Genomic DNA, 11,591 nt, shown 5'->3' on the forward strand with positions numbered 1-11,591 from the left:
CTCAGCGCCCGAACACCTCGACGCCGATCTCGCCCTGCGGCGTCAGCCAGGCGCGTTTCATGCCTTGGCTGTTGAAGGGGCTGGCGATGTTTCCGGCGGCGTCCAGGGCGATCATTCCGCCGTCGCCGCCCATCCCGCCGATCTCGTCGATGACGGCCTGGGTCGCGGCGGCCAGGGTCTGGCCGGCGGCGACGCGCCAGGCGACCTGGGCGGCGGCGGCGACGCGGATGAAATATTCGCCCTGGCCGGTGCAGGAGGTCGCGGCGTGGCCGTCGGCCCAGGTTCCGGCGGCGGGGATCGGGGTGTCGCCGGCGCGGCCCGGCATCTTGCCGAACACTCCGGCGGTCGAGGTGGCGGCGGCGAGGCGGCCCTGGCTGTCCAGCACGCAGGCGCCGACCGTGCCATGGCTGAGGGTTCCGGGCGGATGATTGTCCTCGCCCTGGCCGGCGCTCGTGTACCAGGCGGTCTCGTCGGCGATGGGCTCCAGCCCCTGGTCATGAGCGAACAGGGCCGCGCCCTCGCCGACCAGCATGACGTGCGGCGTGCGGTCCATGACGGCGCGGGCGGCGACGACGGGGTTGCGGAAGCCCTGGAGAGCGGCGACCGACCCGGCGCGCTTGGTCGATCCGTCCATGATGCTGGCGTCCAGCTCATAGGCCCCTGCCAGATTGGGAGAGGCGCCCTTGCCGGCGACATATAGGCCGGAATCTTCGAGCATGACGACAGCGGCGACGGCCACGTCCAGGGCGCTGTCGCCCGCGTCCAGCCGCGCCTTCATGGCCTCGACCACCTGGCGCATGTGCACGACCTCGGCGTCATAGTTGCGTTCGCGCCGGGCGCCGGCGCCGCCGTGGAGGATGAGGGCGGTCATGGTCTGTCTTCCCGAGCCTGTTGCTTCGCCTCTTTCAAACGGGCGTGGCGCTCTTTAGCGTCGTCGAGAAGGCCGCGCCATGTCGGCCGAGCACAAACGGGCCTCCAGTAGCGCGAAGCGCGATAGGCCCAAGGGAGGAATAATGCGCGCAGTCCTGTCCAAAGCGCCCGGCGGTCCCGAAACCCTCGTGGTTGAGGACGTGCTCGATCCCACGCCCAAGGCGGGCGAGGTGGTGATCGAGGTCAAGGCCGTGGGGATCAACTATCCCGACACATTGATCATCGAGGACAAATACCAGTTCCGCCCGGAACGGCCCTTCTCGCCCGGCGCCGAGGTCGCCGGCGTGGTCGAGGCGGTGGGCGAAGGCGTCAAGAACGTGCGCAAGGGCGACCGGGTCATCGCCGTGCCCGGCTGGGGCGGCCTGGTCGAACGGCTGGCGGTCAAGGCCGAGACGGTCATTCCCATTCCCGAGGCCATGAGCTTCGAGGAGGCGGCTGCCCTGATCATGACCTATGGCACCAGCTATTATGCGCTGAAGGATCGGGCGCAGCTGAAGGCCGGAGAGACGCTGTTGGTGCTGGGCGCGGCCGGGGGTGTGGGCGCCGCCGCCGTCGAACTGGGCAAGGCCATGGGGGCGCGGGTCGTGGCGGCGGCCTCGACCAATGACAAGGTCCAGTTCGCCCTCGACCTGGGGGCGGACAACGGCCTGATCTATCCGACCGGGCCGATGGACAAGGCGGGGCAGAAGGAACTGTCCGGCGAGTTCAAACTGGCGACGGGGCGTGACGGCGCCGACGTGGTCTATGACGCGGTGGGCGGCGACTACGCCGATCCGGCGCTGCGGGCCATGGACTGGAACGGCCGGTATCTGGTGGTCGGCTTCCCGGCGGGGATCCCGTCACTGCCGCTGAACCTGACCCTGCTGAAATCGGTGTCGGTGATCGGGGTCTTCTGGGGCGCGGCGGTGGCGCGCGATCCGAAGGGGCACGCCGCCAATATGGCCGAGCTGATGCAGATGTACGCCGAGGGCAAGATCCGGCCGCGCGTGTCGAAGACCTTCCCGCTGGAGAAAGCGGGGGCGGCGATCAAGGCGCTGGGGGATCGTCAGGCCCTGGGCAAGATCGTGGTGACGGTAGGGGATTGAGCTTCCTTCTCCCCTTGCGGGAGAAGGTGGCCCGAAGGGTCGGATGAGGGGTTGTGCGAAACGGCGAGGCCGGCGCGACCCCTCGCCCGACCGCGCAAGGACGACGGCTGCGCCGCCGTGCGCGGTCTCCCTCTCCCGCAAGGGGAGAGGGGTTGGACTATTTCCCCTTCAGCCGCTCAACCGCGTCCTCGGCCTGGTCGCGGTGGCGGCGTTTGATGTTGGCGCCCAGGGTGGCGATCAGGGCGGCGATGACGGCGGCGTCGTCGGTGTAGCCGATGCCGGCGAACAGGTCGGGGATCGCGTCGATCGGCATGATGAAATAGGCCAGGCCGGCGAAGATCATGCCTTTTGCGGGAAGAGGTGTGGCCGGATCGCGCGCGGCGTACCAGGCGGCCAGCGCCTGATCCGCGAAGGGAATGCGGGCCGCCGTGCGCTGTAGCTTGGGCCAGAAGCCCTTGGCGACGCGCACCTCGTTGACCTTGACCACGGACGGGACCAGGGCCTTGCGTGGGTCCAGGGCGTCGGATGGATCGGCGGGTTTGGCTTTGGCGGTCATGGCCGCTAAATCCTCAAACGAAACTCAGGTTCATTACAACATAGGAACGACAGGGATGAAACTCGACAACAGTATCGCAGCGGTGGTCACGGGCGGGGCGTCCGGCCTGGGCGAAGGTACGGCGCGCGCCATCGCCGCCACCGGGGCCAAGGTGGCTCTGTTCGACCTGAACGCCGAGAGGGGCGAGGCCGTCGCGGCCGAGATCGGCGGGGTCTTCTGCCAGGTGGACGTCACCGACGACGCCTCGGTCGCCGCCGCCTTCGAAAAGGCCCGCGCGGCCCATGGCCAGGAGCGGCTGACCGTCAACTGCGCCGGCATCGCCACCGGCATGAAGACCGTCTCGCGCAAGAAGGACACCGGCGAGATCAAGGCCCACGACATGGCCCAGTTCGAACGCACGGTGCGGGTCAATCTGTTCGGCACCTTCCGTGTCCTGTCGCAGTCTGCGGCGGGCATGGTGACGCTGGAGCCGATGGCGGACGGCGAGCGCGGCCTGATCGTCAATACGGCGTCGGTGGCGGCCCAGGACGGCCAGATCGGCCAGGCGGCCTATTCGGCGTCCAAGGGCGGCGTCTACGCCATGACCCTGCCCATCGCGCGGGATCTGGCCCAGGAAGGCGTCCGCTGCAACACCATCCTACCCGGCATCATGTGGACGCCGATGATGGCCGGCATGGACCAGAAGATCCAGGACGCCCTGGCCGCCGCCATCCCCTTCCCCAGCCGCCTGGGCACGCCCGCCGACTATGCGTCCCTGGTGCTGGAGCTGGCGCGCAACGTCTATATCAACGGCGAGTGCATCCGGCTGGACGGGGCTATCAGATTGGCGCCGCGCTGACGCGCGGAGGGGCGCTACGCTCGCCGCGCGTTCCCGCCTTCGCGGGAATGACGAAGCTCGCTGCTTGAGCGCGAAAGCGCTCAGGCGGCGAGAGCACGGGCGTTCCGGCTTCGGCCGTTTAGGTATGAATTCGGCTCAAATAGCGCGAAGCGCGATAGCCGCAAAAAAGAGCTTGCAGGACCGATCAACCCTCCGCTATACGCCCCCTCCTCGACGGGGAGCGCACCTAGCTCCTACGGAGTGCGGGCGTAGCTCAGTGGTAGAGCACAACCTTGCCAAGGTTGGGGTCGAGAGTTCGAATCTCTTCGCCCGCTCCAAGTCGAGACTGACAAAATCAGGGGCCTGTCGTTTTCGGCAGGCCCCGATTTTTTTGCCCCGTCCCCCTCAGCTCTGACCCAGAAAGCTGAAGGCCACGGCGTTGCAGATCCGGCCGCTGGAAGTCGCCGTATATCACTGCGACTGCGCGCTGCGCCCCCGGAACGCCGTCGTCGTCGATGACAGGAGCCGTCCTTGCCGCCAGCGTCGCCCCCGACCAAGATCCCTCTGCTTGTCTGGTATGACGGGGATTGCCCCCTGTGCCGTCGCGAGATCGCGTTGATGCGGCGGCTGGACCGCCGGGACGCCATCCGGTTCATCGATGTGGCCGACGGGGCCGACGCGTCCTGCCCGCTGGATCGCGACGCCCTGCTGGCCCGGTTTCACGCCAGCGAGGACGGGCGGCTGCTGTCCGGAGCCGCCGCCTTTGCGGCGATGTGGCGGGCCATTCCCCTGCTGCGACCCCTCGGGCTGGCGGCGCGCGCGCCGGTCGTGCTGGCGGGGCTGGACGTCGCGTATCGAGTTTTTCTTCGCGTGCGACCTCGGCTCCAAGCCCTGGTCGGTCCTGTTGCGGATCAGCGATAGGACGCGAGCGCCGGCATCAAGACGTTGTCGATCAGCCGCACGAGGAAGGCTTCATCCGCCGGCTTCTGCCGGACGACGGCCTGGTAGAAGATCATGGTTTGGGCCACCTCATCCAGCGGCTGCGCCTCCAGGGCGTCGTTGCGCAATTCGCCGCGGCGGATCGCGCGTTCGATGATCCCGCGCCAGAGCCGGCTGCGCAACTCCTCCAGCCGGGAGGCCAGCAGGCTGGCCAGTCGCGGCTCCTTGTGCATCGGCAGGATCATGCCGGCCAGCATCCGCGCCCGATCCTCGTTGAGCGTGTCAGCCACCAGTGCGACAAAGGCCGCCAGGTCCGCCCGCAGCGCCCCCCTGTCCGGCAGGGTCATCTGCATCTTTTGCAGGTCATGCTCGATGGCCGCCACTATGACGCTCTGGGCGTCGGGATAGCGCCGATAGATGCTGGTGGCGGGAATGCCCGAGAGTCTGCAGATCTTGGCCATGGTGACGCTCTCCAGCCCGGTCTGGGCCAGCAGCTGAAGCGTCACGCGCAGGATCGCCTCGTCCAGGGCCCGGTCGCGTGGGCGGCCCGGCTGTGCGGCGTCTAGGCTGGAATTGGGCATGGGTCGCCTTTTGATGAAACCTTCGCCCCCACCCTTGATGCGGACTGGGCGGCATGATAGCTGGTTTCGCTACACATGTTTAGCGAATATGTGATCCCATAGGCAGGTCAGCAGCGTATCTAATTACGCTACACACCTAAAGCGAAACGAGGGTTATGAGATGCAGGCCACCCATTCAAAACGTCCGGCGCCCCTGTCGCTGAGCCGGCGCAGGCTGCTGGGCGGCCTCGCCGTCGGCGCTGCGGTCTCGACCGCCGGTCCGGCCCTGTTTGCGCCGGGCGTCGCCAGCGCGGCCCAGCGCAGTCAGCTGGGTACGCCGCTCTTCGTCGACGGCACGACGGATCTGCCTGGTCACACCAATACGTTCGTGGAGTCCTGGTACGTCAACGCCGCCTTCGAGAGCCGTGGCAAGATCATCGGCTTCGAATGGCACCAGGGCGTCACGGCCATGGGCAGCGCCACCGAGTTCCTGGTCATGAATGCGACCGACGACGTGTTCAGACCCTATGCGGCGGCCGAGGCGGCGTCTGCGACGGTGGGCGCCTCGACCAGCGAGATGAACGTCTATTCGACCGTAGGCTCCCTGACCGGCGACCGCTCTGAAATGCGGCTTAAGGCCGTGAACGGCGCCAACAGCGTCGATGTGGTGATGCGGCCCCAGGCGGCGGAACTCTACAACGGCACGACCGGCCTGCTGCCGTTCCTGGGTACGGACTCCTACGAGTTCGCCTTCCCCAACATGATCACCACGGGCGTGGTCACCATCGACGGCGAGGCCTTCGAGGTCGATACGGATGCGGTCTGGTTCGATCGGCAATGGGGCGTTGCTGACGGGCTGACGCCGCAGGACCTGATGCGCAACGCCGCAGTGGTCAACGAAGCCCACTGGACCTGGTTGGGGCTCGCTTTCGGCGAAGGCAACCGCGCGGCCCTCTCGTTCTGGGACGTGATGGGCGCGGACAAGCGTTGGACCTTTCTGACCTATATGCGCGAGGACGGCGTACAATCGAACGTCGAGGCGCGGGTCGAATACGACAAGGTCTGGACCAGCAGCGACACCGGACAGAAATATCCCGGCGTGACGCGCATCACGGCGCCCAAGCTTGATCTCGACATCGTCCTGACCGCCATGATGTCCAAGCCCGAGTTCGTCTATCCTGCAGGCCAGGGCCACAATGGCGGGCAATCGCTCTGCCGTGTCTCCGGGCGGATGGGATCGACGCGCATCGAGACCCATGCCCTGTTCGAGATGATCGGCGGCATCGTCGTTTGACGCCAGCGCCGCGCCCTGCCGTCGCCGATCTCTTGATCGGCGGCGGCGGGACCGGATGGATAATCTGTTGAGGCTCCGCAGCTAGGCGCTGGATGCGAGCCTCACCGGCAGGGAACCTCGACCCGGGCCGCGGGATTTGCTTGGCTGTTTTCGTGTCCAAGCCAAAGAGGCCGCCCATGATCGCCCTTCGTCGTCCCGCCCCAGCTCTCGCAGCCCGTATCCTGGCTGCCGCTGTCGCGACCTCGGCCCTGTCGGCCTGCGCCTACAATGAGGCGCTGGGCCGCAACCAGCTGCTGCTGGTGGACAACGCCTCCCTGTCGCAGCAATCGACCGCCGCCTGGCGCGAGGCCATCGCCAAGCCGGGCGTCCAGACCTCGGGGGCGCAGGTCGATCGTATCCGTCGTGTCGGCGGGCGGCTGGTTCAGGCGGCGGGCCTGGGCGGACGCACCTGGGACTACGCCGTCTTCAGCGAGAAAAGCCTCAACGCCTTCGTCCTGCCGTCGGGCCAGATCGGGGTGACCGACAGCCTGCTGGCCCTGGTACAGAACGACGACCAACTGGCCAGCGTCATCGGCCATGAGATCGGTCATGTCGTCGCCAACCATGCGGCCGAACGCGCCTCCAGCCAGTCGCTGACGGCTGAGGGTCTGGCGGCGGCCCAGGGCGCGGCAGGACGCTATGGCAATGCGGTCAACGCCTACGGCGGCCTGGCGGCCCAGTATGGGCTGCTGCTGCCCTATTCGCGACGTGACGAGCTGGAGGCCGACCGACTGGGCGTGGACTATATGGCGGCGGCGGGGTTCAGGCCCTCCGAGGCCGTCGCCCTGTGGCGGCTGATGGCGGCGCAACGCCAGGCCAATATTCCGCAGTTCGCCTCGACCCACCCGTCCGATGCGACGCGGATCGATCTGCTGCAGCAATATATCGCCAGCAAGGGCTGGAGCTGATCAGACCTTGATGTCGAGATAGGTCCCCGGGCGCATGATCCGGGGTGTTTCCCCGTCGGCTGCGGCCGTCGCCGCGACCGGGCGGGTCGGGTTGGCGGCGGGCGTTTGAACCTGCGTGGCCTGGACCTGAGTGGCCTGTACTTGAGTTGTCTGTACTTGCGTCGTCTGGACTTGGTTCAGCGCGGCGCGGAAGAAGGCGGCCTGCGCGTTTCGCGCCGTCGGCAGGGCGGAGCCTTGCGACGGGGCAGTCTGCGGCAAACCTGGGCGAATCGCGCTCATGCCCAATCGTTAACGCATCCGAAGCGATCAATCGTTAACAAGATGTCTCGAAAGAACGTTAACGCGCTTTTTGTTTGGCGTCGGCCTCGGTGGAGCCTGCATCGAGGCGACCAGACGCTCGATGTCGGCGTCATTCAGCAGGGGGCCGGACTGTTTGGCGGTGATCCGACCCATGGCGTCGACGGCGAAGGTCTCGGGCACGCCGGAAATGCCCAGATCGAGACCGGCCCGACCCTCGCGGTCCACCAGAACCATCGAATAGGGATCGCCCAACTCGTCCAGGAAGGCGCGGGTGGCGAACGGCTCGTCCTTGTAGGCCACGCCGACGACGGCGATCCCGCGCGCCTTCAGCGCCAGAAGCCTGGGGTGTTCGATCCGGCAGGGGGCGCACCAGGAGGCGAAGACATTGACCAGCATGGGCCGGCCGACGCCCGCCGTCTTCAGGTCCAGATTCCCCGGACCGGCGGCGTCGCCGGTCAGCATGGGCAGGACGGTCTCCGGAATCGGCTGGCCGACCATGGCGTCGGGCTTGAAGGCGGGATCGCGTTTCAGCGACCAGCCGATGAACAGGGTGAAAAGCGCCGCCACCACGACCAGCGGCAGCAGGGCCAGCCAGCGGTTCACTTTTGGGGCCCTACCGCGCTTCGCGCTACTTGAGGGCGATTGGAGTCTGCGGCGTCCGGTGTAGGGTCCGTCTCCAACCGCGCCAGTTCGCGCTGCCATTTGCGGGAGGCGATGACGGCGCGGGCGGCCAAGGCGGTCAGGACCACAGCGCTGACGCCCCAGGCGGGCCAGACGAAGGCGGCGTAGGGGGTCATGTCGAGGTCGAGCATCTTACGCTTCCAGGGCTTTACGGGCGCGCAGGGTCAGGACGCGGCGACGGCGGATCTCGGTGCGGATCGCCATCAGCCACAGGGCCGCGAACAGCACCCCATAGGCCGCCAGCATGGTCAGGAAGGGCGGCAGATAGACGGGGTCCAGGCCTGAGGATCCGGGGGTCAGGAAGCTGGCCGGCTGGTGCAGGGTGTTCCACCAGTCGACCGAGAATTTGACGATCGGCAGGTTGATCAGGCCGACCAGGCCCAGGACGGCGGCGGCGCGGGCGCCCTTCTGCTCGTCGTCGATCGAGGCCCGCAGCGCCATATAGCCGAGGTAGAAGAGGAACAGGACCAGCACGCTGGTCAGGCGCGCGTCCCACACCCACCAGGTTCCCCACATCGGCTGGCCCCACAGCGAGCCGGTGAACAGGGCCAGGGCCGTGAAGGCGGCGCCGGGCAGGGCGGCGGCGCGGGCGGCGGCGTCGGCCAGGGCGTGGCGGAACACCAGGGCGAAGAAGCTGGAGACGCCCAGGGCCGAATAGGCGCCCAGGCCCCAGACGGCGGCGGGCACATGGACGAACATGATCCGCACCGTGTCGCCCTGCTGATAGTCGGCGGGGACAGAGAAGCTGAGCCAGGCCCCGACCACCAGCAGCACGGCGGCGACCGCCCAGAGGACGGGCGTCAGCGGGCCGGTGAAGGCCATGAAGCGCTGCGGGTTGGACAGGCCGAACATGGCTTCAGCGATTACGCGGCGGTGGCTCGACGGGCAAGCGGCGGATCACGGCGGTCATCCCTGGGCGTTCCTGACCGCCGCCGCCCCGGCGAAGGCGGCGACGACGCCCGCGAACAGGACATAGGCGCCCAGGAAGGCCAGGGCCGGGGCGGGCGACTGGCCCGAGGCGGCGCGTTCCAGCGCCCCGGCGCCGAACACCACGGGGGGAATGAACAGGGGCAGGACCACGACGGCGATCAGCAGGCCGCCGCGTTTCGCCCCCAGGGCCAGGGCCGCGCCCAGGGTTCCTGTACAGGCGAAGCCCGCCCCACCGATCAGGGCCGACAGGGCGGTGAGCGGGACCAGGGCCGGCGGCAGGCCCAGGGCCAGGGCGGCGACCGGCGCGGTCAGGGCCAGGGGCAGGCCGACGGCGATCCACTGGGCCAGGGCCTTGATCAGAACGACCGATTCCAGCGGCAGATGGCCCAGGGCCAGCAGGTCCAGCGCCCCATCCTCCAGATCCCGTTCGAACAGCCGCTCCAGCGACAGCAGCGAGGCGAGGGCCAGGGCCAGCCAGGCGATCCCGCCCGCCACGGGCGAAAGCGTGCGCGGATCGCCCCCCACGGCCAGGGGCAGGACGGCGGTCAGACAGGCGAAGAAGCCGCAGGCTAGCAGGGGACCGCCCCCGCCGCTCCAGGCCAGATCCAGCTCCCGCTCCAACAGCACGCGCGTCGCGCCGCGCAGGCCGGGCGGGCGGGGTTCGGCGTCCGACCTCATTCGCCTGCTCCGTCGTTGACACTGCGGGGCGAGATCACGATATTGCCTCTTGGAGGCTTTGTGACCGGAAACGGGAGCATTGCCTTTTTCAATTTCGGGCCCCGCCGGCAGGCCTAAGGTCGTTGATGACCTTGAAGCCGGATTGCCATTCCCCGCCGGCGAGGCGTCGCGCGAACCTCAGGGCCAAGACGTCGTCGGCGATAAGCGACAGTTCAGCGCGCGCCGGTTCGTTCATGCTTCGCAGCCTTACGCCCCAACTGATCACATAGGCCATGATGTCCGCCAGTTGGACGAGGGTGGTCAGGTCGCTGTGAACGAAGAAGGGTTCGGGAATGATCAGGCGCGCCCGGGTCCGTCCATTCGCCGTGCGCACGAAATAGTTCGAGACCTGTCCCAGCAGGATATGGCAGGCGCTCCGGTCAATCTCGTCGAAGACCAGATAGCCCATGGGCTCCTCCTCCAACCCGTTCAGGAAGTAGAAGACCCGCTCGAACAAATAGGCATAGTCCTTGCGCAAGGCGTTGAAGTCGTCCGGCCTGGGCGCAGTGCGAGGGACGATGGTGGCGAAGACCTGGGCCTTCTGGCGGCGCGCGAGTTGCAAGGCGAAACGGCAGTAGGCGATCTTCGCTTGGCCGAGGGCGGTCAGTCGTTCGGTCGTCGGATGCGCGCCGTCCATCAAGGCTTCGTTTGCCAACCGGGTGCGCTCGGCATGGTCGAAGGGCGGCATCTGCCCGGCGAGCCGGAAGGTCTTGGCGTTGAGCAGCTTCTGAGCCTTGGCCTCGCGTCCATAGGCCTCGAAAAGCCGCATGCCGAAGAAGTGGGCCTGAGCGTCGGACAGTTGTCTGATCAAAGGCCAGATGCGGCGGTCCTCGACCCCGATGGCCGCCAGTACCTCATATGGCGAGGCGCGACGATCCTGACCGGACTCGTCGATGAAGAAGGACCAGCTCACGTCAGGCCTCCCAGGTCCAGAGTGCGGGCCGGGAGGGGCAGGGGGTCGTGGACGGCGGCGAGGATCAGGCCGTCGGCGTCGAGATGGCGGCGCATCTGGTCGGCGAAGACGGCGCGCCAGCGGGCGTCCAGCGGGGCCATCGGCTCGTCCAGCAGCCACAGGGCGCGCGGCGATCCGACCAGCCGGCCCATGGCCAGGCGGCGGCGTTGACCGGCGGACAGGCGGCGGACTTCAAGGTCCAGCAGGGGAGCGAGGCCGAAAGCCTGGACCGCATCGTCCATGCCGCATTGGACATGACCCAGCCAGTCGCACTGGAAGCCCAGTTCCTCGCGCGCCGTTCGGCTGGTCTTCAGTCCGTCCTGGTGACCGAGGAAATGGGTTTCGCGGCCGCGCGCCAGTCGCTCATCCAGCGGGTTGCCGTCGCCGTCATGGAAGGCGACCTCGCCGGCGTCGGGGCGTAACAGGCCCGCGATGGTCCGCAGCAGACTGGTCTTGCCCGCGCCATTGGCGCCCGTCAGCACTACGGCTTCTCCGGCCTGGATGCGCAGGTCGAGACCCTGGAACAGACGGCGTTCGCCGCGTGAGACGGTCAGGTCGGAGATCGAGAGGGTGTGGATCATGACGAACTCTCCCTCCCCTTCATGGGGAGGGACGGCGAGGCGTCAGCCGAGCCCGGGTGGGGGCGTGTCCGCCGATGCGATCCTGACGGCCCCACCCTGATCGCTGCGCGATCGTCCCTCCCCATGAAGGGGAGGGAGAAGAACGCCTTTGTTTTGAGAACCTTTCTCAATGTCCGCGTCGAGGGTGTGGACACATGGACGGTGCGCGATGAGCGGACTATAGGCACGATTGCCGCAGCAGGCTTTCGCCGCGCGCGCAGGGGCCCTGTGAGCCGCTGCGTCTGTCGCGCGAAGGCGCAACC

At 67.9% G+C, this 11,591-nt stretch carries 15 protein-coding genes and 1 tRNA gene; 6 read left to right on the plus strand and 10 right to left on the minus strand.

Translation table 11 applies throughout. The features are described from left to right. Nucleotide 1: 1 nt before the first annotated feature. Nucleotides 2-871: an isoaspartyl peptidase/L-asparaginase family protein gene (locus ACW177_RS02960; protein WP_492027175.1), complete on the minus strand. Its 870-nt coding sequence runs from the start codon at nucleotides 869-871 to the stop codon at nucleotides 2-4. A gap of 142 nt (nucleotides 872-1,013) precedes the next feature. Between ACW177_RS02960 and ACW177_RS02965 the strand changes: the two genes are divergently transcribed. Next, nucleotides 1,014-2,015 carry an NADPH:quinone oxidoreductase family protein gene (locus ACW177_RS02965; protein ID WP_492027176.1) on the plus strand — a complete coding sequence of 334 codons (1,002 nt, stop codon included), beginning with the start codon at nucleotides 1,014-1,016 and terminating at the stop codon, nucleotides 2,013-2,015. A 157-nt stretch (nucleotides 2,016-2,172) separates the two neighbouring features. Here the strand turns inward: ACW177_RS02965 and ACW177_RS02970 are convergent, their stop codons facing one another. After that, a complete protein-coding gene (locus ACW177_RS02970) occupies nucleotides 2,173-2,571 on the minus strand; it encodes a YkvA family protein (protein ID WP_492027177.1) in 399 nt (132 codons plus the stop codon). Between the two features lie 55 nt (nucleotides 2,572-2,626). Between ACW177_RS02970 and ACW177_RS02975 the strand changes: the two genes are divergently transcribed. From ACW177_RS02975 to ACW177_RS02985, 3 genes are all read left to right on the plus strand, one after another. Next, a complete protein-coding gene (locus tag ACW177_RS02975; RefSeq protein WP_492027178.1) occupies nucleotides 2,627-3,409 on the plus strand; it encodes an SDR family NAD(P)-dependent oxidoreductase in 783 nt (260 codons plus the stop codon). Between the two features lie 242 nt (nucleotides 3,410-3,651). Next, nucleotides 3,652-3,726, plus strand: a tRNA-Gly gene (locus ACW177_RS02980). Nucleotides 3,727-3,919: 193 nt separating this feature from the next. Beyond that, the gene (locus ACW177_RS02985; RefSeq protein ID WP_492027179.1) at nucleotides 3,920-4,309 is read left to right on the plus strand and encodes a thiol-disulfide oxidoreductase DCC family protein; all 390 of its coding nucleotides are present in this window, start codon (nucleotides 3,920-3,922) and stop codon (nucleotides 4,307-4,309) included. Here the strand turns inward: ACW177_RS02985 and ACW177_RS02990 are convergent. Continuing rightward, complete coding sequence (locus ACW177_RS02990; RefSeq protein WP_492027180.1) at nucleotides 4,300-4,908, minus strand: TetR/AcrR family transcriptional regulator; 609 nt, start codon at nucleotides 4,906-4,908, stop codon at nucleotides 4,300-4,302. The two genes, ACW177_RS02985 and ACW177_RS02990, sit on opposite strands and share 10 nt — an antisense overlap. Before the next feature lie 160 nt (nucleotides 4,909-5,068). Between ACW177_RS02990 and ACW177_RS02995 the strand changes: the two genes are divergently transcribed. Both ACW177_RS02995 and ACW177_RS03000 read left to right on the plus strand, forming a co-directional pair. Next, nucleotides 5,069-6,181 carry a lipocalin-like domain-containing protein gene (locus ACW177_RS02995; protein WP_492027181.1) on the plus strand — a complete coding sequence of 371 codons (1,113 nt, stop codon included), beginning with the start codon at nucleotides 5,069-5,071 and terminating at the stop codon, nucleotides 6,179-6,181. Between the two features lie 176 nt (nucleotides 6,182-6,357). Further along, nucleotides 6,358-7,128 (plus strand): M48 family metallopeptidase, encoded by a 771-nt coding sequence (locus tag ACW177_RS03000; RefSeq protein WP_492027182.1) that lies wholly within the window; start codon nucleotides 6,358-6,360, stop codon nucleotides 7,126-7,128. Here the strand turns inward: ACW177_RS03000 and ACW177_RS03005 are convergent, their stop codons facing one another. The 7 genes from ACW177_RS03005 to ccmA all read right to left on the minus strand — a co-directional run bounded on the left by ACW177_RS03005 (nucleotide 7,129) and on the right by ccmA (nucleotide 11,289). Further along, nucleotides 7,129-7,407, minus strand: coding sequence for a hypothetical protein (locus ACW177_RS03005; protein WP_492027183.1), 279 nt, complete (start codon nucleotides 7,405-7,407; stop codon nucleotides 7,129-7,131). 27 nt (nucleotides 7,408-7,434) lie between these two features. Further along, entirely contained in the window at nucleotides 7,435-8,031 is a 597-nt protein-coding gene (locus ACW177_RS03010; protein WP_492027184.1) for a DsbE family thiol:disulfide interchange protein, read from the minus strand. After that, nucleotides 8,028-8,240 (minus strand): heme exporter protein CcmD, encoded by a 213-nt coding sequence (gene ccmD, locus ACW177_RS03015; RefSeq protein ID WP_492027185.1) that lies wholly within the window; start codon nucleotides 8,238-8,240, stop codon nucleotides 8,028-8,030. The genes ACW177_RS03010 and ccmD overlap by 4 nt, the downstream gene beginning before the upstream one ends. Before the next feature lies 1 nt (nucleotide 8,241). Then, on the minus strand, nucleotides 8,242-8,961 hold the full coding sequence (locus tag ACW177_RS03020; protein WP_492027186.1) for a heme ABC transporter permease: 720 nt from the start codon (nucleotides 8,959-8,961) through the stop codon (nucleotides 8,242-8,244). A 54-nt stretch (nucleotides 8,962-9,015) separates the two neighbouring features. Further along, a complete protein-coding gene (gene ccmB, locus ACW177_RS03025; RefSeq protein ID WP_492027187.1) occupies nucleotides 9,016-9,717 on the minus strand; it encodes a heme exporter protein CcmB in 702 nt (233 codons plus the stop codon). An 88-nt stretch (nucleotides 9,718-9,805) separates the two neighbouring features. Then, nucleotides 9,806-10,669 carry a DUF3800 domain-containing protein gene (locus tag ACW177_RS03030; RefSeq protein ID WP_492027188.1) on the minus strand — a complete coding sequence of 288 codons (864 nt, stop codon included), beginning with the start codon at nucleotides 10,667-10,669 and terminating at the stop codon, nucleotides 9,806-9,808. Next, a complete protein-coding gene (gene ccmA / locus ACW177_RS03035; protein WP_492027189.1) occupies nucleotides 10,666-11,289 on the minus strand; it encodes a heme ABC exporter ATP-binding protein CcmA in 624 nt (207 codons plus the stop codon). Before ccmA ends, ACW177_RS03030 begins: the two co-directional genes overlap by 4 nt. Between the last annotated feature and the right edge of the window lie 302 nt (nucleotides 11,290-11,591).

The sequence above is a fragment of the Brevundimonas sp. AVps23W genome, assembly GCF_058681395.1.

Excerpts from the sequence above, each read along its gene's own strand:
- ACW177_RS02960 (WP_492027175.1), bottom strand. The coding sequence starts at position 871 with ATGACCGCCCTCATCCTCCACGGCGGCGCCGGCGCCCGGCGCGAACGC.
- ACW177_RS02965 (WP_492027176.1), top strand. The coding sequence starts at position 1,014 with ATGCGCGCAGTCCTGTCCAAAGCGCCCGGCGGTCCCGAAACCCTCGTG.
- ACW177_RS02970 (WP_492027177.1), bottom strand. The coding sequence starts at position 2,571 with ATGACCGCCAAAGCCAAACCCGCCGATCCATCCGACGCCCTGGACCCA.
- ACW177_RS02975 (WP_492027178.1), top strand. The coding sequence starts at position 2,627 with ATGAAACTCGACAACAGTATCGCAGCGGTGGTCACGGGCGGGGCGTCC.
- ACW177_RS02990 (WP_492027180.1), bottom strand. The coding sequence starts at position 4,908 with ATGCCCAATTCCAGCCTAGACGCCGCACAGCCGGGCCGCCCACGCGAC.
- ACW177_RS02995 (WP_492027181.1), top strand. The coding sequence starts at position 5,069 with ATGCAGGCCACCCATTCAAAACGTCCGGCGCCCCTGTCGCTGAGCCGG.
- ACW177_RS03000 (WP_492027182.1), top strand. The coding sequence starts at position 6,358 with ATGATCGCCCTTCGTCGTCCCGCCCCAGCTCTCGCAGCCCGTATCCTG.
- ACW177_RS03005 (WP_492027183.1), bottom strand. The coding sequence starts at position 7,407 with ATGAGCGCGATTCGCCCAGGTTTGCCGCAGACTGCCCCGTCGCAAGGC.
- ccmD (WP_492027185.1), bottom strand. The coding sequence starts at position 8,240 with ATGCTCGACCTCGACATGACCCCCTACGCCGCCTTCGTCTGGCCCGCC.
- ACW177_RS03020 (WP_492027186.1), bottom strand. The coding sequence starts at position 8,961 with ATGTTCGGCCTGTCCAACCCGCAGCGCTTCATGGCCTTCACCGGCCCG.
- ccmB (WP_492027187.1), bottom strand. The coding sequence starts at position 9,717 with ATGAGGTCGGACGCCGAACCCCGCCCGCCCGGCCTGCGCGGCGCGACG.
- ccmA (WP_492027189.1), bottom strand. The coding sequence starts at position 11,289 with ATGATCCACACCCTCTCGATCTCCGACCTGACCGTCTCACGCGGCGAA.